Below are 20,555 nucleotides of genomic sequence, written 5' to 3'. Positions count from 1 at the left end.
CGTGCCGGTATCTCCTCAGACGCCGAAGTACTTCTGCGCCGCCCGCACGCCCTCCACCAGCGCGTCGACCTCCGCCGCCGTGTTGTACACGTAGAAGCTCGCCCGCGTCGTCGCCGGAATCCCGTACCGCTTCACGATCGGCCGCGCGCAGTGGTGCCCGACGCGTACGGCGACGCCGCGCTCGTCGAGGATCTGGCCGACGTCGTGCGGGTGGACGCCCTCCACGGTGAAGGAGAGCGTCGCGCCCCGGTCGGCGAGGTCGGTGGGGCCGATGATCCGTACGCCGTCGACCCGCTGGAGTTCCTGGAGCGCGTACGCCGTCAACCGGTCCTCGTGCGCGGCGACTTCGCGCATGTCCAGGGCCGTGAGGTAGTCGATGGCCGCCGCGAGGGCGACCGCCTGGGACGTCATCGGCACACCCGCCTCGAAGCGCTGCGGCGGCGGCAGGAACGTCGAGCGGTCCATCTCGACGATCTCGATCATCGAGCCGCCGGTGAGGAACGGCGGGAGTTCCGCGAGGAGTCGACCGCGCCCCCACAGGACGCCGATGCCGTTCGGCGCGAGCATCTTGTGGCCCGAGAAGGCGAGGAAGTCCGCGCCCAGCTCCCGTACGTCGACCGGGCGGTGGGGGACCGACTGGGCGCCGTCCACGACGACCAGCGTGCCGAACCGATGCGCGCGGTCGGCGAGTTCACGGACCGGGTTGATCGTGCCGAGGACGTTCGACTGATGGGTCAGCGCGAGGACCTTCGTGCGCTCGTCGAGGAGTTCGTCGACGCGGCTCAGGTCGAGGCGGCCGTCGTCCGTGAGGCCGAACCAGTCCAGCGTGGCGCCCGTCCGCTGGGCGAGCTGCTGCCAGGGGACCAGGTTCGCGTGGTGCTCCATCTCCGTGACGACGATCCGGTCGCCCGGACCGAGGCGGCCGGCGTTGCCGAGCGCGTACGCGACCAGGTTGATGCCCTCGGTGGTGTTCTTCGTGAACACGATCTCGTCGTCCTCGGCGCCGATGAACGCCGCGACCGTGTGCCGCGCGTCCTCGTACCCCTCCGTCGCCTCCACCGAGAGCTGGTGCGCGCCGCGATGCGGGGCGGCGTTGCGGGTCAGGTAGAACTCCCGTTCCGCGTCCAGGACCCGCAGCGGCTTCTGGGTGGTCGCGCCCGAGTCCAGGTAGACCAGCGGGGCGCCCGAGTCCAGGGTCCGGCGCAGGATCGGGAAGTCCTCGCGCACCACGTCCACGTCGAAGCTCACGGTCGGCCACCTCTCACGGTTTCGGAGTTCGTCCCCCGTGAGGATGGTAACTCTTCCTCACGGAGAACCCTGCCGGTTAGCATGAGAGCCGTGCCTGTCCACCTGCATCAGACGCCCGTGCCCGGCGAGGAGCGGTACGTGTCGCTGGCCCTGGTCAACACGCGGTACGCGCTCACCCATGGACCGGTCGACCTGCTCGCCGACCCCGACGCCGCGCACCTGTGGCTCGTGCGGCACGCCCTGCTGCCCGACCATATCGCCCTGAACGGGAGGCAGTTCGGCAGGCTGCTCGGCGTACGGGACGCGGTCCGGGACGTGTTCACGGCGTACGCGAGGCGGACACCGCCCCCCGAGGCCGGCCTCGCCGCCCTCAACTCCGCGCTCGCCGCCGCCCCTTCGACGCCCCGCCTCACCTGGCCCGCCGCAGGACCCCGCCGCACCACCGACCCCGACACCGGCAACCCGGCCGCAGCCGCCCTCGCCCTCCTCGCCGAGGACACCGTCGACCTCCTCACCGGCCCCGACGCGGACCAGCTCACGGAGTGCGCGGCACAGGGCTGCGCCCGCTGGTTCCTGCGCTCCCACGGGGCGCGCCGCTGGTGCACGACGAAGTGCGGCAACCGGGTCAGGGCGGCGCGGGCGTACGCGGCGAAGAAGGAACGAGGGGCCTGAAGAGGAGGGGAAGCCGAAGGAAAACAGGGCTTGGACCGACCGGCAGCTGGAGGGCGGGAGAAGGTGCGTGCCCAGCCCCGCGACGCCGCCCTCCAGCTGCCGGCCGGTCCTAGACGCCTCGGCGCCGGAACCACCTCCGCCTGCGCTCCTCCCCGAACCCCGGCAACCCCTTGAACTCCTCGTGCAGCGTCACCGTAGGCGTCACCCGGCGCAGCGTCGCCCGTACCCGCGTCAGCGGATGGTCCGGGAAGCGCGCGTCCCACTGCTCCAAGTCGCCCACGTGGTACGGGAGTCCGCCCTGAGCCCCGTACGGATGCGGCCGGAAGTACTCCTCGGGCCCCAGCTCCGCCAGGAGCATGGCCTCCCGCATCCCGGTCACCGGCCCCTCGGCGGCCTGCGCCTTGACCACGACGCTGCACCGGTCCCTCGGCACGGTCCACGACGCCAGGAACGCCTGACCCGGCCGCGACCCCAGCGGCATCTTCACGAGCTGCCACACCGCCGGCACCCCGTCGACCGCCCCGAACTCGGCCTCGACGAGCCCGCCCCCGCTCCCGGCTACCCCCTGCGCGGCACCGGCACGCAGACGTGCGGGGTCGCTCAGGGGAGCCGGGAGATCGGGGACGAGAGGAAAGAAGTGCACGGACAGGAGCAGCCCCGCCCCGTCCTGCCACAGGCCGGACCCGACCTCGGTGAAACCGGTGAGGCCGAGCCCGGTGACCGGCGTGTTCGCTATCTTCACGCCGGTCATCCTCGCAGGTCGGACGGGTTACAGGTACGGCCTCGTGAGCAGCTCGATCGCGTGGCCCGACGGGTCCTTGAAGTACACGCCACGGCCGTCGTGCTCGGTGTTCGTCTCACCGGGGCGGGTCATCTGCGGGTCGGCCCAGTGCGTGACACCGGCCTCGCACAGCCGCTGATAGGCACGGTCGAACAGCTCGTCGTCCACGAGGAACGCGTAGTGCTGCATCTGGATCTCGACCGGCGGCTCCGCGAACTGGAGCAGCGTGCCGTCGGCGAGCAGGATGTTCGCGAAGGGACCCCAGGACGGGGCCTCGTCGACTTCGAGGAGTTCGCGGAAGAACCGGGAGGACTCCTGGCGGTCCTTGGACGCGATGATCGTGTGATTGAAGGAAGCTGGCATGTAGTGGTCGACCTCTTGGCTCGGAACGGAAACCGCGGAACGCGTCGTCGTCTCCGAGCGTGCGGCGGGGCTCGACCCCGCCCGAGGATCAGTCGGCCACCGGGTAGCCGATCCGTGCGTGGCGCCTGCGCGCCGGTCCGGTGTTCATGGGAGTGACCCTAGCCAAGGGCGACGGCGGCCGACAACCCGCAATCGAGGGGAACAGCCGTCGACAACCCGGTGAACCTTCCGGAACCCCGGCAACCCCCGCACCCCCGCCCGACTCTGAGCCTGCGTGGAAACGACCACCCGTACCCGCCGCACCGCCGCAGGACTCGCCGCGCTCCTCACGCTCGCCGTCTTCTGCGCGGCCGACGCGATCGCCCGCAGCTTCCCGTTCGGCCCGCGCACGCGCAACGTCAACGACCTCGGCAACCAGTACCTGCCGTACCACGCGCACCTCTGGGACCTCCTGCACGGGCGCGCCGACGGCGGCCTGGTCATGAACTGGCAGTCCGGCTTCGGCGCGAGCTTCCTGCCCGACTTCGCGACGTACGTCAGCAGCCCCTTCGCGCTCCTCGTCGGCGTGTTCCCGCGCGACGAGATCGACCTCGCGGTGTACGTCATCACCGCGCTGAAGACGGCGAGCGCGGCGGCGGCCATGACCTGGCTCCTCCTCACGCTGCGGCCCGGACCGCGCTGGGCCGCCGTCCTCCTCGGCGTCTCGTACGCGCTGTGCGGGTGGAGCCTCGCCGACGCGTCGTACAACCTCATGTGGCTCGACGGGCTGATCGCGCTGCCGGTGCTGTGCATGGTGGGGGAGTGGCTGCTCGCCGGGCGCCGGTACGTCGTGGGGGTCCTGGTCGTGGCGCTCGCGTGGACCGCCAACTTCTACACGGCGTACATGGCGACGCTCGGCGCCGCCCTGGTCCTGGCCGTACGGCTCGTCCTCCTCGCCCCGCCGCGCCGCGAGACCCTCGCCACGCTGGGCCGCGCCGCCCTCACCGGCGCCCTCGGTATCGGCCTCGCCGCGCCCCTGGTCACCGTCGTCTACTTCGGCAGCGAGCACGCCTCGCCGGGCCACTTCAGCGGCTTCGTCCCCTCCGGCACGGAGGACGTCCTCGCCCGCCTGATGCCGACGACGTACGGCTTCGCCACGCCGAGCCTGTACGTCGGTACGACCGCGCTGCTGCTCGCGCTCGCCCTGCCGTTCCACCGCGCGGTGCCGTCCCGGGTGCGGTGGGCCTGGTCCGGCCTGATCGCCCTCATGTTCGCGTCGATGCAGTGGGAACCGACGCAGCTGGCCTGGCACGGCTTCACGACACCGCAGGGCTCGGGGTACCGGGAGGCGTTCGTCCTGTGCGGGTTCCTGGTACTGGCGGCCTGGTACGGGCTGTCGTACGGGGTGCCGGGGGTACGGGCGCTGGGGATCGCGGGCGGGACCCTCGCGGCGATGGGGACACTGGCAAGCGGAAGCCACCTGGTCCGCCCGTTCGTGCTGCCGATCGCGGGGGTGGTGGCGGCGGGGGTACTGGCGGGGTTGTGGCTGCTGGGGAGGGCTGCGGGCGGGGGAGAGGGTGCGGCCGGGGGAGGAGACGCGGCCGACCGCAAAGCGGATGATCACACCGAAGCTGCCGCCTGTGCCGGGGCTGCCGCCCGTAACGAATCCGCTGCCCGCACCGAAGCTGCTGCCTGTGCCGGGGCTGCGGCTCGTAACGAATCCGCCGCCCGCGCCGGGGCTGCCGCCCGCACCGAACCCGCCGCCCGCCCGGGGGCCGCAGCGCTCGCCGTGCCCGAGGTGTCCGGCGGAGCCGTGGTGCCCGGCGCAGCCGTCGCGCCCGCACTGAAGCCCCGTAGGAGATTCCGCCGCCCCCTCCCCGCCACCCTCGCCGTTGCCCTTCTCCTCACCCTCCAGCTCGGCGAAGCCGCCGGTACCTCCGCCGTCACCACCCGTCTCCGGCTCGCCCACTTCGACAACTACGCCCCCTGGGGCGCCCGCCAGACCGCGCAGGCCGAGGCCGTTGAGTCGGCGGACGGCTGGCCCGCTTACCGCACCGACCCCGGTCGTGAACAGACCGTCGGGAACGACCCGTTGATGGTCGGCGGACAGGGCGCCCAGTACTACAGCAGCCACACGTCCGACGTGCTGTACCGCACCCTCACCGCCCTCGGCGACGGCTGGACCTCCGGCGGGCGCAGTCTCCAGAGCCTCGACAACGCCGTCACGGACACGGTCTTCTCCGTCGGCGCGCGCGTGCACTCCCCGCCGGACCCGCACCAGGACTGGTTCCCGCAGGACGGCACCGGCGAGACGGTGACCAGGCAGGACGTACCGCCGCTGGTGACGGTACGGCCGAAGACGGTACGGCCGCAGTTCGGTACGTCGCCGTACCGCAACCAGGAGCTGCTGCTGGGGACGACGGTCTATACGGTGCCGAGGGTCACCCTGCGCGGCACGAGCCTCACCGCGCGGTGCCCGGCGGGCAGCGAGGCGTACCTCTACGCGCCGCGCTACGCGGGCACCGCCCGCCTGGCGGGCGGCGACCTCACCGGCAGGTCCCGCTCGGACCTGCGCAAGAAGATCGCGGCGATGGCGAGACTGGGCCAGGTCCCGGCCTCGGGCGAGGTCCGCGTCACCCTCGCCCCGAACCGGGCGAGCCGTATGCCGGGCCAGGGCTCGATCGGCTGCCTCGACACGGGCAAACTGCGCGCCGCGGCGGACCGCCTCCGGGCGACCGGCGCGACGAAGGTGACCGTCGACGACGGCACGATCCGCGCCGAACTCCCGCCGGGAAGCCGGGGTCTCGCGGTGGTCGCGGCCCCCCGCATCGCGGGCTGGCGCTGCGCGATCGGCGACGCCCCGGCCGTACCGGCGCAGGACTTCCACGGCCTGATCGCGGCTCCCCTGAACCCCACCTCGTCCGCCCTGACCTGTACGTTCCACACACCGGGCCTACGGCTGGGACTCGGTGTCGGGGGCGTTGCGCTGGCCGGGACGCTGCTGCTCGCGGCGTGGACCGCGCTCGGCGGGCGACGGCGCACACAGGCGCACGCCGAACCCCGCGAGGACCTGGTCATGACGTCCTGAGCCCCACCCACGAGAGGTACGCCACGGTTTTCCCGCTCCGGGCCGGGGGGAGGACTTCCCCCGGCCGCCGTGCGTCGACGTATGCAATCGATTGCATAAACGTGCAGCGAGACGTATAGTCATGCCATTCAGGAGGAGGAGTCCATGGTGGTACGTGCGGCAGTCGCCGGAGCGAGCGGGTACGCGGGCGGTGAGGTGCTGCGCCTGCTCCTCGCGCACCCCGAGGTCGAGATCGGCACGCTGACCGGGAACTCCAACGCGGGCCAGCGCCTCGGTGGACTCCAGCCGCACCTGCTGCCGCTGGCCGACCGGGTCCTCGCGGAGACCACGCCCGAGTCGCTCGCCGGGCACGACATCGTCTTCCTCGCGCTGCCGCACGGCCAGTCCGCCGCCGTCGCCGAGCAGCTCGGCCCGGACGTCCTGGTCGTCGACATGGGCGCCGACTTCCGGCTGAAGGACGCCGACGACTGGGAGCGGTTCTACGGCTCCCCGCACGCCGGCACCTGGCCCTACGGCCTCCCCGAACTTCCGGGTGGCCGCGCCGCGCTGGAGGGGTCCAAGCGCATCGCGGTCCCCGGTTGCTACCCCACAGCCGTCTCCCTCGCCCTCTTCCCGGCGTACGCGGCCGGCCTCGCCGAGAGCCAGGCGGTCATCGTCGCCGCCTCCGGCACCTCCGGCGCGGGCAAGGCGCCCAAGGCCAGCCTCCTCGGCAGCGAGGTCATGGGCTCCATGTCCCCGTACGGCGTCGGCGGCGGCCACCGCCACACCCCCGAGATGATCCAGAACCTCAGCGCGGCGGCGGGGGAGCCGGTCACCGTCTCGTTCACGCCGACCCTCGCGCCGATGTCCCGGGGCATCCTCGCCACGTGCAGCGCACAGGCCAAGCCGGGAGTCACCGCCGAGACCGTCCGCGCCGCGTACGAGAAGGCCCTCGCCGACGAGCCGTTCGTCCACCTGCTGCCCGAGGGGCAGTGGCCCGCGACGGCGTCCGTCCAGGGTTCCAACGCCGTACAGATCCAGGTCGCCCTCGACGAGGCCGTGGGCCGGATCATCGCGATCAGCGCCATCGACAACCTCACCAAGGGCACCGCCGGCGGTGCCGTACAGAGCATGAACATCGCCCTCGGTCTCCCCGAGGAGCTGGGTCTTTCCACGATCGGAGTCGCACCGTGAGCGTGACGGCAGCAAAGGGATTCACGGCGGCGGGCATCACCGCCGGGATCAAGGAGAGCGGCAACCCGGACCTGGCCCTCGTGGTCAACACCGGGCCGCGCCGGGCCGCCGCCGGTGTCTTCACCTCCAACCGCGTGAAGGCCGCGCCGGTGCTGTGGTCCGAACAGGTCCTCAAGACCGGCCAGTTGGCGGCCGTCGTCCTCAACTCCGGGGGCGCCAACGCGTGTACGGGCCCGAAGGGGTTCCAGGACACGCACGCGACCGCCGAGAAGGTCGCCGAGGTGCTGAACGTCGGCGCGGGCGAAGTGGCCGTCTGCTCCACGGGACTTATCGGTGTCCTGCTCCCGATGGACAAGCTGCTGCCGGGAGTTGAAGCGGCTGCCGCCCAACTGTCCGAGCACGGCGGTGAGAAGGCCGCCATCGCCATCAAGACCACCGACACCGTCCACAAGACGTCCGTCGTCACCAAGGACGGCTGGACCGTCGGCGGCATGGCCAAGGGCGCGGGGATGCTCGCGCCGGGCCTCGCCACCATGCTGGTCGTCGTCACCACCGACGCCGACCTCCCGAGCGACCTGCTGGACAAGGCACTTCGCGACGCGACGCGGACCACCTTCGACCGCGTCGACTCCGACGGCTGCATGTCGACCAACGACACCGTCCTCCTGCTCGCCTCCGGCGCCTCCGAAGTCGTGCCGGAGTACGCCGAGTTCGCGGAAGCCGTCCGCCAGGTCTGCGACGACCTCGGGCAGCAGCTCATCCGGGACGCCGAGGGCGCCAGCAAGGACATCAAGATCGAGGTGATCAACGCGGCGACCGAGGACGACGCCGTCGAGGTCGGCCGGTCCATCGCCCGCAACAACCTCCTCAAGTGCGCCATCCACGGCGAGGACCCCAACTGGGGCCGCGTCCTGTCCGCCATCGGCACCACGGGGGCCGCCTTCGAGGCCGACGAGTTGAACGTCGCCATCAACGGCGTCTGGGTCTGCGAGAACGGCGGCGTCGGCGAGGACCGCGACAAGGTCGACATGCGCTACCGCGAGGTCCACATCGTCGCCGACCTCTCCGCCGGCACCGAGACCGCGACCATCTGGACCAACGACCTCACCGCCGACTACGTCCACGAGAACAGCGCGTACTCGTCATGAGTGAAACCCGCAAGCACAAGGCCCTCCCGAAGGCGCAGATCCTCATCGAGGCGCTGCCCTGGCTCACCCGGCACAACGGCAAGACCGTCGTCATCAAGTTCGGCGGCAACGCCATGGTCGACGAGGCGCTGAAGGCCGCGTTCGCCCAGGACGTCGTCTTCCTGCACCGCGCCGGACTCAAGCCGGTCGTCGTGCACGGCGGCGGCCCGCAGATCAACGCCGCCTTCGAGAAACACGGCATCGTCAGCGAGTTCAAGGCCGGCCTGCGCGTCACCACCGACGAGGCCATGGACGTCGTACGGATGGTCCTCGCCGGGCAGGTCCAGCGCGAGCTGGTCGGCCTCCTCAACCAACACGGGCCGCTCGCCGTCGGATTGACCGGCGAGGACGCCCACACCATCACCGCGACCAAGCATCTGCCGGAGATCGACGGCGAGTTGGTCGACATCGGACGCGTCGGCGAGATCACCGCGATCGACACCGGCGCCATCGAAGCGCTCCTCGCGGACGGCCGGATCCCGGTCGTCTCGTCGATCGCGCGCAGCCAGGACGACGGACATGTCTACAACGTCAATGCTGATACGGCTGCTGCGGCACTCGCTGCGGCACTGGGAGCCGAGACCCTCATGGTCCTCACGGACGTCGAGGGACTCTACGAGGACTGGCCGAACTCCGACGAGGTGATCAGCCGCCTCACCGCTTCCCAACTGGAGAAGCTGCTCCCGGAGTTGAGCGCCGGCATGGTCCCCAAGATGGAGGGCTGCCTGCACGCGGTGCGCGGCGGCGTGCAGACCGCGCGCGTCATCGACGGCCGCGTCCAGCACTCCATCCTGCTGGAGATCTTCACGAACGACGGGATCGGCACGATGGTCGTCCCCGATGGGCAGGACGACGACCAGAACGACGAGCAGGAGGGGGCCACGGTATGACCGGCAACCAGGAGCTGACCGCCCGCTGGCAGGGCGCGCTCATGAACAACTACGGCACCCCCCGCCTCCCGCTCGTGCGCGGCGCCGGCGCCAAGCTGTGGGACGCCGACGGCAACGAGTACCTCGACCTCGTCGGCGGCATCGCCGTCAACGCGCTCGGCCACGCGCACCCCGCGATCGTCGAGGCCGTCAGCACGCAGATCGCGTCCCTCGGCCACGTCTCCAACCTCTTCGTCGCCGAACCGCCCGTCGCCCTCGCCGAACGGCTCCTCGCCCGGTTCGGGCGCGACGGCAAGGTGTTCTTCTGCAACTCCGGCGCCGAGGCCAACGAGGGCGCGTTCAAGATCGGGCGCCTCACCGGCCGTACGCACATGGTCGCCACGACCGGCGGCTTCCACGGGCGGACCATGGGCGCCCTCGCGCTCACCGGACAGCCCGGCAAGCAGGACGGGTTCCACCCGCTGCCGGGTGACGTCACGCACGTCCCGTACGGCGACGCGCAGGCCCTCGCCGCCGCCGTCACCGACCGGACCGCGCTCGTCATCATCGAACCCGTGCAGGGCGAGAACGGCGTCGTCGTACCGCCCGCCGGGTACCTCAAGGCCGCGCGCGCCATCACCGCCGCGACGGGCGCGCTGCTCGTTCTCGACGAGGTGCAGACCGGGATCGGGCGTACCGGGCACTGGTTCGAGTACCAGGCGCACGAAGGCGTCCTGCCCGATGTGGTCACGCTGGCCAAGGGGCTCGGGGGCGGGCTGCCGCTCGGTGCGACCGTCGCCTTCGGGCGCGCCGCCGAGTTCCTGGGACCCGGTCAGCACGGGACCACCTTCGGCGGCAACCCCGTCGCCTGCGCCGCCGGGATCGCCGTCCTCGACACCATCGAGAACGAGGGGTTGCTGGAGAACGTCAAGGCGCAGAGCGAGAAGTTGCGGGACGGGATCGACGGCCTCGGGCATCCGATGATCGATTATGTCCGGGGCGCGGGCCTTCTCCTGGGTATCGTGCTCACCGGGCCGTACGCCGCGCAGGTGCAGCAGGCGGCCCAGGAGGCCGGGATCCTGGTGAACGCGCCCGCCGCCGACGTCGTACGGCTCATGCCGCCGCTGAATCTCGGCGACGACGAGGTGGCCGCGTTCCTCCGGGCGCTGCCCGGCATCCTCGATGCCGTGAACGGGGACTGAGCCGGAGTGAGACGACGATGAGTGACGCTGCCGCTGGGCCGGCCGTTCCCCAGACGCGCACCGCGCGTCATCGCAGGATCGTGGACATCCTCAACCGTGAACCGGTGCGGTCGCAGAGCCAACTGGCGAAGCTGCTGTCCGACGACGGGCTGAGTGTCACGCAGGCGACGCTGTCGCGTGACCTCGACGAGCTGAACGCGGTCAAGATCCGCAATACGGACGGGGACTTGATCTACGCCGTGCCCAGCGAGGGCGGTTTCCGTACGCCTCGCGCTCCCCTCGGGGAGTCCGCGAAGGAGGAGCGGATGCGGCGGCTCTCCTCCGAGTTGCTGATCTCCGCGGAGGCTTCCGCGAATCTGGTGGTGCTGCGTACGCCGCCGGGGGCGGCCCAGTTCCTGGCGTCCGCCATCGACCAGGCCGAGTTGCACGACATTCTGGGGACCATCGCCGGGGACGACACATTGCTGTTGATCAGCCGGGAGCCCAGTGGGGGGCAGGCACTCGCGGATCATCTGCTGCGGTTGGCTCAGAACGGCAACTGACGTGAGAGGAGCTGCGGTTGGCCGGCTGCGGGTGGTCGGACCTCAGCCCAGGCGCGATGCCAAGCCACCGGTGCATCTGACCTCGTCCCCCGCCGTGATCAGTAGAGCCTCCACGTCCGGCAGGTCCTCCAGCCATGCCAACGCCTCCCTCGAACCCATCGCGAATGCCGCTGTCGCCCAGCAGTCCGCCCAGGTGAGGGTGGGGGCCACAACTGTCACCGCCACCAGGTCCGTTACCGCCGAGTGGCCCGTTCTGGGGTCCACGATGTGCGCGCCCCGTTCAGCCGTGCCCGACGTTGCCACCGCCAACTCCGGTGCGCCCGCCGCTGATACCACCGCCGCCAGACCTCCCGGGCGCAACGGGTCCGACACCCCTACCCGCCACGGGCGTTCAGAACCCGGTACCCCCAACAGCTGTACGTCTCCACCCCCGTTGACACTTACCCCCGTCGCTCCCGCCGCCGCGACCATGCGGGCCGCCCGTTCCGTGGACCAGCCCTTCACGATCCCCGTCGGGTCCAGCCGGCCCTCGTAGCGCATGCTGAACCAGCCGCCGCTCAACTCCTCGGCCTCCGTGCCCAGTTCGAGGATCTCGGCGACCTCGGGGGAGCAGTCGGAGACGGTCAGCTCGCCCCGCGCCAGCCGGGAGATCTCGCTGTCCTCGCGGTACGTGCTGAAGACCTCGTCCACACGGTGCAGGGACGCCACCGCCTCCGCCAGCGCCGCGCCGATCCGGACGGGGTCCCCGCCGCGGACGTCGAAGGAGAAGACAGTCCCCATGACTTCTTCCACGTGACGTACCGCGGCGGGAGCTTCGGGGGTCACCGGGTCAGACTCCGGCCTGGTCGAGGGCGGACTGGAGGGACTTCTTGTAGCCCTCGGACGTGTACGTCGCTCCCGACACCGTGTCGATGTCCGCGCTCTGCTTGGCGACCGCCTCGGAGTTGAGCTTCGGGACGGACTGCTCGGTCTTCTGCGTGCTGGTCCCGCCGGAGGGCGCCTTGACGGCCTCGGCCTTGGTGACCTTGCCCCCGGCGACGGTCACGCGGACCTGGACGTCCCCGTACTGCGTCTGCGCGGCGTCGCCGGTGAACGTCTTGGACGCCTGCGCCTGACCGCCGCCCGCCCCCTGGTCCTGCTGCTGGCCCTGCTGCGAACCCCCCTGCGCTGAACCGGCGTTGGCCTTGTCGATCGCCGACTGGAGGGACTTCTTGTACCCCTCCGACGTGGAGGTCGCCCCCGACACCGTGTCGACGTCCGCCGACTGCTTCGCCAGGACCTCGGAGTTCAGCTTGGGAACGGACTGCTCGGTCTTCTGCGTACTCGTCCCGCCCGTGGGCGCCTTGACGGCCTCGGACTTGGTGATCTTCCCGCCCGCGACGGTGATCCGCACCTGGACGTCGCCGTACTGCGTCTGCGCGACGTCACCGGTGAACGAGCCGGACGCCTGCGCCTGACCGCCGCCCTTCCCGGAACCGCCCTGCGCACCACCCGAGTTGGCCTTGTCGATGGCCGACTGCAACGACTTCTTGTAGCCCTCGGACGTGTACGTCGCCCCCGACACCGTGTCGATGTCCGGCGACTGCTTGGCGACGACGGCCGCGTTGAGCTTGGGCACCGCGTCCGCGGTCTTCTGCGTGCTCTGGCCGCCGGACGGCGCCTGGACGGCCTCCGCCTTGGTGATCCGGTTGCTGTCGATCGTCAGCTTGACCTGGACGTTGCCGTACTGCGTCTGGATGGCGTCCCCGGTGACCGTGCCCGTGACGGGCGCGCCGGCGCCGCCCTGGGCCGCCTCCTGCCCCCGCGCGCCCGCACCGGACGCCTGCGCGGACGAACCGGGGTCGGAGGACGGCTTGAGCGTCAGCAGCAGCACGATCCCGGACACGGTGGCCGCACTGGCCAGCACGACACGCCGAAGCGGGTGGCTCTTCCTCATGTGTTTCTGGGCTCCTGAATATCCGTGGAAGGAGAGGTCTGGGGGCGCCGAGGGAGCGCCGGTGCTACATCTCGAACGACTCGTGATGGATACGGCGGGCCGGAACTCCGGCGCCGCGCAGCGACTCGTACACCGACTGCGCGAACCCGCCCGGACCGCACATGAAGACGTCGTGCTCGGCGATGTCCGGGATCTTCCGCTCCAGGGACTCGGCGGAGATGTCGGGACGCTCGCCGTCGGGGCTGTTCACGGCGTACATGAGGCGGGCACCGCGCTCGTCGGCGATCTTCGCCAGCTCGTCCCACAGGGCGAGGTCCTGGGTGCTGTTGGCGCGGTAGAGCAGGGTCAGGTCACCGGGGGCGCCGGGCAGCGTCTCGAACAGGGCGCGCATCGGGGTGATGCCGACCCCGCCGGCCACCAGCAGCACCTTGCCCCGGCTGCGGCGCGACGCGGTCATCGCGCCGTACGGGCCCTCGGCCCACACCTTCGTACCGGGCGTGAGACCGCGCAGGGCCGAGCTGTGGTCGCCGTTCGCCTTCACCGTGATCCGCAGCATGCCGGGTCGCGGCGCGGCGGACAGGGAGTACGGGTGGGAGCTGAACCGCATGCCGGGGGAGAGGAACCGCCAGCGGAAGAACTGGCCCGCCTCGGCGCCCATCCGGTGCAGCTTGCGCCCGCCGATCAGCACGGACACGACGCCCGGTGCCTCCTCGACGACCGCCTCGACGTACATGCGGTGGCGCAGGTTCAGCCGGATCGGCGTCAGCACCCGGTACCAGACCACCAGCGCGGTGACCGTGCCGTACAGGCCGTACCAGACCGTCTTCGCCGTCGAGTTGACGACGAACTCGTTGCCCGTGGTGAGCTGGTGCCAGAACGTCAGGAACACGGCCGCGTACGTCATCAGGTGGATGTGGTACCAGGTGTCGTACGGCATCCGCTTGCGCACGCCGCCCACCGAGACCACGCCGATCAGGACCAGCAGGCCGGTGCCGATCGCCGCTTTGCCCATGTCCGGCAGCTGGTTGACGAGGTCCAGCGTCTGCTGGACGAAGTCGCCGAGCGTCTTGCCCGCCTGGAGCGCGTAGCCCCACACGATCAGGAACACGTGCGCGAACGTCAGACACAGCGTGTACCGGCCGCTCATCGCGTGCCACCGCGCGACCCGGTCGGAGCCGACCCACCGCTCCAGCACGGGGACCCGCGCCATCTGCAACACGACCAGCGCCATCAGATATCCCGCCAACAGGCCGGTGATACGGCCCGCGTTGAGAATCATGCTGTCGGTGTTCGCGACGTTCGGCGTGTTGTCCCACCACAGCCACAGCACACCCACCGCACCCGCCCACACGGCGAGCAGCAGAGGGACTGCCGGGGACCGGCGCGGGCGGATGCGGCGCATCGTCTGGCGGCGGGCGGCGCGTCCGCCTGCGATCGTGGTGGTCACGGTTCCTCCGTGGGACTTGACCCTTGGCCCACAGATACGCGGCGGAGGCGGAGAGTGTTCAGCCGGTGGCGGATATCGGCTCCGAGATTTCTACGCAATCTTTCTGTAGGGGGGTCCTACGGGGTCCTACGAGGTGCAGCTCGTGACCGGCGTCACCGAGGTCACCTGCGCCGCGGGGAGCAACGTCTCCTTGCCGCCGCCCGGCTTGATACGTACGCCGCCCGGGCCCGCGCCCAGCATCTCCCCGCACCGCTCGCCGGTCGTCGTCGTGACCCGGATCAGGTGGGTGGGGGCGGGGTCTGCCTCGGTCGTCGCCCATACGACGATCACTGCGGCTGACGCCAGGGTGATTCCGGCCAGACAGCACAGGGTTGCGTAACGGAGATATCGGGTGACTCGCTTGATCTCCGCCCTGGTCCAGTTGCGGAGCGCCTGGCCTGCGAGGAGGAGAGTGGATTCGGGAGTGCCGTGCGCGGCCCTCACGGCGAGGATCGAGCCGGTGAGCAGCAGGGCGAACGCCGTTGCCGTCAGGGTGCCGGCCGTGTAGCGGGACCAGTCCGGGGTCTTGGAGAGGTCGTCCCTGCCCTTGAGGGTGACGAGGATCGCGAGGAGTGCGGTGAGGCCGGTGAGGCCCGACCGCCAGCCCTCCGCCTGGCGGCGGAGTTCCGGGAGCTGTGTGAACTCCAGCTCCCTGGCGAGCTCGGCCCAACGCCGGTTGCGTCTGTCGACGGGGTTCGCCATCAGGGGGCGCCCGCTTGGAGGTTGGTGACCGTCCAGCTCGCTCCGCAGCCGATGAAGGGGACGTCCGAGGGGATGGAGGGGTGGGGGTGGCCGCACTCGCAGTAGTGGATCTCCTGGAGGAGGGCGGATTCGGGGGTCTGGGGTGGGGTGCGGCGGCTGAAGAAGCCCTTCGTGCCGGAGCCGGGGATGCCGTAGGCGTGCGGGGACGCGGTGGCGCCTTGGCAGCGGGGGCAGACGCCCCGGACGGTGACCGTCTCGCCGTCGGGGGAGGTGTGGAGGGTGAAGGGGGTCGCGGTGTCGCCGACGTGGGTTTCGGCGTAGGGGGTGTCGTGGGTGTGCGTGGTCATGGGTGCGTCTTCTGGTCCAAGGTCAGGCTGAACATGTCGGCGTAGTGGGAGAGGCGGTGCGTCACCCAGGTCTCGTCCATGCCGGTGGCCTCCGCGGCGAACTGGATGTGCTGCGCGGTGACTTGGCCCTCCAGGGCGGGGAGGAGGCCGTCGAGGTGGCGGCTGAGGATGGCGAGGTCCTGCCAGAGGGGGACGAGGTCGGGGACCGGGGGGAGGGGGGTGGGGGTTTCGGTCAGGGGGAGGTACGGGGTGATGCGGGCGGCTGTGCGGGGGAGGGGTTCGCCTAGGCGGGCGGCGATGCTGAGGAGGTCTAGGGGGGTGTAGGGGGTGTCGGGCGGGGTGACTCGGTGGGTGTCGGCCAGGGCCAGGAGGTCGTACTGGTCGGGGACTTGGGGGGAGAGGGCGTCGAGTTGCTCGGGGGAGAGGTCGGGTACGAGGGCGCCGATCGCGCGGAGGGGGAGGAGGTGGGCGTAGGCCGTGGCTGGGTCGGTTGCCTGCCAGTGGGCGTAGACCGCCAGGTTCCGGGGGCGCAGGGGTTTCCACACGGGGGTGCCGGATGCCTGGTTCGGGTTGGGTAGGTGGGCTAGCAGGGCGGTTGTCATGAGCCAAGTCGGGTGGCAGTCACGGAGGGCTGCGGGGAGGTGGGGCAACGTGAAGCCGAAGCGTTCGGTATACGCGGCGGCTGAACCCCATACTTCGGCCAGCGTTTCGTTGAGGCGGTCCGCAGCGATGAACAGGACGGCGGAGGTCATCGCGTAGGCGGGGTAGTCCTCATCTGATACGGACGCCTCCTTGCCGGACAGGATGTAGCGGTCGTGGAGCGACAGGGTGTCCCAGTCGAGGACGATCGAGAGGTCGTCCGGGACACTGACACCAGCGCTCCGCAGATCCTCCACCGCGAGATTCAGGTCCTCGATGCCTGAATCCGCCTTGTAGGCCAGGTACAGGGACTCGACGGTCAACGCGTCCTCCAGGAGGGCACCCAGGAACGCCAGACGTCGGACCAGGATGGCCGCGCCCGTCGTGGGGCGCGTTCGGGCCGCCTCGGTGTCGGAGGCGTACCGGCGTTCATGGCGCAGTCCGAAGTCCCCGGCCACTTGCGCGAGCCGGTTCTCCGCCGTACGCAGGTCGGTGCCCAGAGTGTCGGCGAAGGCCACGGTCGCCGCCCACGGCAGCAGATCATCCCGGGCGAAGGTCTCCACCACGTTTTGGAGGCCGCCGCCGATGAGAGGCCAGGCAAGGTCCGCCTCCTCCGTCGGGACCGTCCAGCCCAGCCAGGAGAACTCGGCGAGGTCATCGAGCACTTCCGGCACGCTCAGGCTGGCGCTCTTGGCGACCTGTCGCAGACCCATGGGTGTGGTGGGCAGGGTCCAGACCGTGGATCTCGCGCCGGGTGAGGGGAGGAAGATCCGCTGGAGGTTGACGCTCGTGCAGACGTGGTCCTGGAGGTGTTCCGGGACCACGGGCAGCGGTGAGGGCAGCAGGGGCTGGAAGGGGGTGAGTCGCCGTACCAGTTCGCCGAGGGAGAGGGACGACCGGGCGGAGAGCGCGATCAGGGAGCCCCAGTGGAGGGTGCCGTCGCCGCCGTGCACCTGGAACATTGTTTCGTTGTGCGGATCGAGGCACGTGAACAGAGTGTCGTGGTCCGGCACCTCGGTCGCAGTCTCTCCCCGGTGCGGCAGCGGAGCGTACTGCCGATGCGCGACCCGCAGCCCCCTGAGCCGGCGCTGTACGTGCTCGGGGCTCGTCTCCTGCACGGCGGACCAATAGAGGACTTGATGCCAGGGGACGGGGATGTGCTGGACGAGGTCCGCATCCCCCGGAAGGGGAACCGGGTACCCGACAAGGCTGGTCGGCGCCGCCAGGTCCTGGAAACGCCGCGATATCCCGAAGACCTTGACGCGCCAGGGCAGGTATGTCCTATGACCCACTCGCGAACTCGGGTTCTCGACCAGGTCCTCGTCCCAATGGAACCAGCCCACCCGGTCCAAGGACATCGGCTTTCTCCCCGGCGCACTGACCCGTGTCCCCTCCCCTCGCCACTCCGAGTCCAGCACTCTCGCCACGACAGGGCTCCGCTGGTCCAGTCGCCAGATCCAGGGAAGCGACAGCAGCGGCGAGTCGGTCAGCACCCCCGCCCCCCGCCGCCAGAGCGACTTCACCCACTCGGTGTCGTACCCCTGCAACTCCTTCCGGCTGACGCTGAGTTTCCCCGCGTGTGCCCCGCTTAGATTGACCACATAACCGAACGGCTCCTGATCGGTGGCGATCCCGTCGCACAGGATCGCCCCACTCCCGTCCACCCACCACAGCGTCCCGGGAACCGCCTCCAACGACGGAGGAGCCCCCGCCTGCAACTCCCCCGGGCTCCACACATGCTCCAGCCCGCCCACATCCCGCGCCTCGACCCGGAATTCACTCACCCACACCAGTTCCCGCAACACCCGCACACACGACAACTCCCGAATCCGCGCGTCATCCCGCAGATAGAGCCGAACCCGGGTACCCCCCTCCGCCACCCCGTCATCCGCCCCGTCGTGCCGCTGAACCCGGAACAGACTCCCACTGCTCGGAATGTCCACCCGCAGCGCGTGCTCCGCGGGAATCCCCTCCGGGCTCACCTGCCGCGTCACGATGCTCATCTCGTCCGCGAGCATGAAGTAGCTGAACACCCCGATCCCGAACCGGCTGTTGGGATAGAGCCGCAACCCGGGATCGTGCCGCAGCCACTTCGACTGCTCACGCCGGAAGGAGGAGGACCGCTCGAACCGGCTCCCCGCCCGCGTGAACGTCTGCTTGAGCTGCTCCCTGCTCATCCCCACACCGTTGTCCCGGCACTCCACGTACCGCCCCCGCTCGTCCTCCCCCTGGGTGAAGACGATCCGCCCGTTCCACTCGACGGGATGAGCCCCCACGCTCTCCAGATACCGCCACCGCATCCCCCGGTACCGGCACGCGTCCATCGCGTTCTGGTACAGCTCCCGCAGGGCCAACTCCGGCTCGCCCCCGTACAGTTGCTCACCCATCAGCAGCTCCCGCACCTCGGTCTGCGCGAGATGGAACCGCAGCAACGGCACCTCGTACGACTCCCGCCCGCCGACCCGGGAGGGCCGCAGATCCCGATCGGTCACCCGCCCCGGCACATCCGCGAGAACCCCGCTGATCCGCCCGGCGACCCGGTCCGCCTCCTCGACCACCTCCGACAGGGCGGCATGTACAGCCTGATGCGGGCACAGCGCATCGAGATGCAGCGCGCTCCCCTCCCGATGCCAGCTCAACTCCCGCGCGACCCCCACCACTTGCTGAGGCAGCACCGCATCGGACACGGCGAGGTGATCCGCCACGACATCGGGCAGCACCCGGACATCCACGGCCAGCAGCGAGGCGAGCCGCAGCAACGCCCTCAGCATCCCGACCCGCAGCACCTGATGCCCCTTGCCCGGCAGCGGCACCTTCCGGGACTCCCACGCCTCGACCGCCTCGTCAGACCCCACCCCCGAAGCCACCGCCCGCAACAACTCCCCGAGATCCTGGGCCCGGTCCTCGGCGAGCCCCAGCCGCCCCGCGAGCGAGACCGCCGGCGCCACCGGCACGACCTCGTCGTCCGTCTCGAACCGGTCCGCGATCCAGCGGTGGACGAGCCACATCGTCAACGCGGCAACGTCCTCGACCCGCCCCCGACAGTCCACCAACTTCCGCGCAACCCGCCCGTGTTGCTCGACGATCTGCTCGTAGTGCAGCCGATGAGCACTCCCACCCCGCCGCGCGATGTCGTAGGGATCCACCTCGACGGCCTGACTCAACCGCTCGGCCCAGGCCACCTCATGCAGAAACGGCGAGGCGACCAGAGCGACGACTTCGACGATGGACAGCGAGACGTCCGACGGCAACAGCGAGGGCAGCCGGTCACGCAACACCCGTACCGGAAACGAGTCGTCGCCCCACGGATCGGCCTCGGGCCACCGCTCCTGAGCCAGATGCACACGCCGGGCACAGTCCTCGACGAACTCCTCCAACACCCCTACGAGAGAGGCCCGTTCACCCGCATCGACGTGCTCCCACAGGGACGTCTCCCGAACGGCCCCCTGCCACGCCTCCAGCAGCGCGCGCCCCTCGCAGATCTCCGTCTTCCTGGTCCGGTCCTCCTCGAAGGACCCGTACTGGAACCACGGACTCTGCCGCACCCCGTGCCGCCGAGCGGCCTTGACGGTGGCGGCGCGGGCAGCGGCAAGGACGTCCTCGACGGTCCGAGCCGGCGTCATGGGACCGAGCGCCTCGGCCAACCCCCGGGTGAAGAAGCTCCCTTCAGGGGTGGACCCGCTGAACTCCCCGGCGGAACACCCGGCCATGAAGGCGAACCCACCCCGGGGAGGACCACTGACCGCCTGATTGGCGAAGGCATCACCGTCGAGCTCGTTACGGCACGCGTCGACGAACCACAGGACGGTCTCGGCCGCACAGCCCTTCAGCAGGGGACTGATGTTGGCGGACACCAGGGAGTCGAGATGCACCTCGCTCCACACCCCGTCCGCCGGGGCTATGGCGTCGGCGGGAACGAGATAGTCGGCGCCCCCGACCCGCACACCGTGCCCGCTGAAGTACACCAACAGCGTTCCACCGGCCGGAACATGACGGGCCGTCTGGTCGATCGTCACCTTGATCCGATTGCGCCCCGCGTCGGGCAGTACCTCGACCGCGTACCCCGAAGCCCGCAACGTCGCGTCCAGCAGCCGCAGATCAGCACCGACCGCGTCCTCCAGCGGCTCCAGCACGCCGGCGGTCTCCGGTGCCCGCCCGACCCCGATGAGCAGAGCCCTGCGCGCCTGTGCCATGTCCCTGTCCCCTCCCCGAGCAAGGAGAACATGATGGCACCGAGCGGGTACGACCGAAGGGCCCTCGGCGACGCCGAGAACCCCGTACCCGCGTACACACCGCAGCAGCCGCCCCGGCCGGTGTTTCCTCGGGGCGGCTGCTGCGGTG

Annotated in this window: 16 protein-coding genes; 7 read left to right on the top strand and 9 right to left on the bottom strand. The window is 70.6% G+C overall.

Going from position 1 to position 20,555, the window contains the following annotated elements; genetic code table 11:
- Nucleotides 1-15: 15 nt before the first annotated feature.
- Nucleotides 16-1,248 (bottom strand): cysteine desulfurase, encoded by a 1,233-nt coding sequence (locus tag ACQCO7_RS08235; RefSeq protein ID WP_464071192.1) that lies wholly within the window; start codon nt 1,246-1,248, stop codon nt 16-18.
- A gap of 90 nt (nt 1,249-1,338) precedes the next feature.
- On the opposite strand from ACQCO7_RS08235, the gene ACQCO7_RS08230 reads away from it, so the two are divergent.
- On the top strand, nt 1,339-1,920 hold the full coding sequence (locus ACQCO7_RS08230; RefSeq protein ID WP_464071191.1) for an ABATE domain-containing protein: 582 nt from the start codon (nt 1,339-1,341) through the stop codon (nt 1,918-1,920).
- A gap of 109 nt (nt 1,921-2,029) precedes the next feature.
- On the opposite strand, the gene ACQCO7_RS08225 is transcribed toward ACQCO7_RS08230, so the two are convergent.
- Together ACQCO7_RS08225 and ACQCO7_RS08220 are read right to left on the bottom strand one after the other, a co-directional pair.
- A complete protein-coding gene (locus tag ACQCO7_RS08225; RefSeq protein WP_464071190.1) occupies nt 2,030-2,662 on the bottom strand; it encodes a hypothetical protein in 633 nt (210 codons plus the stop codon).
- 27 nt (nt 2,663-2,689) lie between these two features.
- A complete protein-coding gene (locus tag ACQCO7_RS08220; protein WP_464071189.1) occupies nt 2,690-3,064 on the bottom strand; it encodes a VOC family protein in 375 nt (124 codons plus the stop codon).
- A 274-nt stretch (nt 3,065-3,338) separates the two neighbouring features.
- Here ACQCO7_RS08220 and ACQCO7_RS08215 point away from each other — a divergent pair, with 274 nt between their 5' ends.
- The 6 genes from ACQCO7_RS08215 to ACQCO7_RS08190 all read left to right on the top strand — a co-directional run bounded on the left by ACQCO7_RS08215 (nt 3,339) and on the right by ACQCO7_RS08190 (nt 11,104).
- Nucleotides 3,339-6,131: a YfhO family protein gene (locus tag ACQCO7_RS08215; protein WP_464071188.1), complete on the top strand. Its 2,793-nt coding sequence runs from the start codon at nt 3,339-3,341 to the stop codon at nt 6,129-6,131.
- A gap of 144 nt (nt 6,132-6,275) precedes the next feature.
- Nucleotides 6,276-7,304 (top strand): N-acetyl-gamma-glutamyl-phosphate reductase, encoded by a 1,029-nt coding sequence (argC, locus tag ACQCO7_RS08210; protein ID WP_464071187.1) that lies wholly within the window; start codon nt 6,276-6,278, stop codon nt 7,302-7,304.
- Entirely contained in the window at nt 7,301-8,452 is a 1,152-nt protein-coding gene (gene argJ, locus ACQCO7_RS08205) for a bifunctional glutamate N-acetyltransferase/amino-acid acetyltransferase ArgJ (protein ID WP_464071186.1), read from the top strand. Before argC ends, argJ begins: the two co-directional genes overlap by 4 nt.
- Nucleotides 8,449-9,381, top strand: coding sequence for an acetylglutamate kinase (gene argB / locus ACQCO7_RS08200; RefSeq protein ID WP_464071185.1), 933 nt, complete (start codon nt 8,449-8,451; stop codon nt 9,379-9,381). Before argJ ends, argB begins: the two co-directional genes overlap by 4 nt.
- Nucleotides 9,378-10,562: an acetylornithine transaminase gene (locus ACQCO7_RS08195; protein ID WP_464071184.1), complete on the top strand. Its 1,185-nt coding sequence runs from the start codon at nt 9,378-9,380 to the stop codon at nt 10,560-10,562. Before argB ends, ACQCO7_RS08195 begins: the two co-directional genes overlap by 4 nt.
- A 17-nt stretch (nt 10,563-10,579) precedes the next feature.
- Nucleotides 10,580-11,104 carry an arginine repressor gene (locus tag ACQCO7_RS08190; RefSeq protein ID WP_010350234.1) on the top strand — a complete coding sequence of 175 codons (525 nt, stop codon included), beginning with the start codon at nt 10,580-10,582 and terminating at the stop codon, nt 11,102-11,104.
- Nucleotides 11,105-11,146: 42 nt separating this feature from the next.
- Here ACQCO7_RS08190 and ACQCO7_RS08185 read toward each other — a convergent pair whose 3' ends face one another.
- The 6 genes from ACQCO7_RS08185 to ACQCO7_RS08160 form a co-directional block, all read right to left on the bottom strand.
- A complete protein-coding gene (locus ACQCO7_RS08185) occupies nt 11,147-11,884 on the bottom strand; it encodes an FAD:protein FMN transferase (RefSeq protein WP_464071183.1) in 738 nt (245 codons plus the stop codon).
- A 49-nt stretch (nt 11,885-11,933) separates the two neighbouring features.
- Nucleotides 11,934-13,040 carry an FMN-binding protein gene (locus ACQCO7_RS08180; protein ID WP_464071182.1) on the bottom strand — a complete coding sequence of 369 codons (1,107 nt, stop codon included), beginning with the start codon at nt 13,038-13,040 and terminating at the stop codon, nt 11,934-11,936.
- 64 nt (nt 13,041-13,104) lie between these two features.
- Nucleotides 13,105-14,487 carry a ferredoxin reductase family protein gene (locus ACQCO7_RS08175; protein WP_010350232.1) on the bottom strand — a complete coding sequence of 461 codons (1,383 nt, stop codon included), beginning with the start codon at nt 14,485-14,487 and terminating at the stop codon, nt 13,105-13,107.
- A 126-nt stretch (nt 14,488-14,613) separates the two neighbouring features.
- Nucleotides 14,614-15,228 (bottom strand): hypothetical protein, encoded by a 615-nt coding sequence (locus ACQCO7_RS08170; protein WP_464071181.1) that lies wholly within the window; start codon nt 15,226-15,228, stop codon nt 14,614-14,616.
- Nucleotides 15,228-15,575, bottom strand: a complete 348-nt coding sequence (locus tag ACQCO7_RS08165) for a hypothetical protein (RefSeq protein ID WP_464071180.1) — start codon at nt 15,573-15,575, stop codon at nt 15,228-15,230. The genes ACQCO7_RS08170 and ACQCO7_RS08165 overlap by 1 nt, the downstream gene beginning before the upstream one ends.
- On the bottom strand, nt 15,572-20,407 hold the full coding sequence (locus tag ACQCO7_RS08160; RefSeq protein ID WP_464071179.1) for an HD domain-containing protein: 4,836 nt from the start codon (nt 20,405-20,407) through the stop codon (nt 15,572-15,574). The genes ACQCO7_RS08165 and ACQCO7_RS08160 overlap by 4 nt, the downstream gene beginning before the upstream one ends.
- Between the last annotated feature and the right edge of the window lie 148 nt (nt 20,408-20,555).

It is taken from the genome of Streptomyces saintjeani (assembly GCF_055409605.1).
The sequence above is the reverse complement of the archived record's forward strand: the minus strand, read 5'-3'. Positions and strand labels throughout refer to the sequence as shown.

Coding starts and splice junctions, on each gene's coding strand:
- ACQCO7_RS08165 (WP_464071180.1), bottom strand. CDS start 15,575: ATGACCACGCACACCCACGACACCCCCTACGCCGAAACCCACGTCGGC.
- ACQCO7_RS08195 (WP_464071184.1), top strand. CDS start 9,378: ATGACCGGCAACCAGGAGCTGACCGCCCGCTGGCAGGGCGCGCTCATG.
- argB (WP_464071185.1), top strand. CDS start 8,449: ATGAGTGAAACCCGCAAGCACAAGGCCCTCCCGAAGGCGCAGATCCTC.
- argC (WP_464071187.1), top strand. CDS start 6,276: ATGGTGGTACGTGCGGCAGTCGCCGGAGCGAGCGGGTACGCGGGCGGT.
- ACQCO7_RS08220 (WP_464071189.1), bottom strand. CDS start 3,064: ATGCCAGCTTCCTTCAATCACACGATCATCGCGTCCAAGGACCGCCAG.
- ACQCO7_RS08185 (WP_464071183.1), bottom strand. CDS start 11,884: ATGGGGACTGTCTTCTCCTTCGACGTCCGCGGCGGGGACCCCGTCCGG.
- ACQCO7_RS08160 (WP_464071179.1), bottom strand. CDS start 20,407: ATGGCACAGGCGCGCAGGGCTCTGCTCATCGGGGTCGGGCGGGCACCG.
- ACQCO7_RS08170 (WP_464071181.1), bottom strand. CDS start 15,228: ATGGCGAACCCCGTCGACAGACGCAACCGGCGTTGGGCCGAGCTCGCC.
- ACQCO7_RS08180 (WP_464071182.1), bottom strand. CDS start 13,040: ATGAGGAAGAGCCACCCGCTTCGGCGTGTCGTGCTGGCCAGTGCGGCC.
- ACQCO7_RS08190 (WP_010350234.1), top strand. CDS start 10,580: ATGAGTGACGCTGCCGCTGGGCCGGCCGTTCCCCAGACGCGCACCGCG.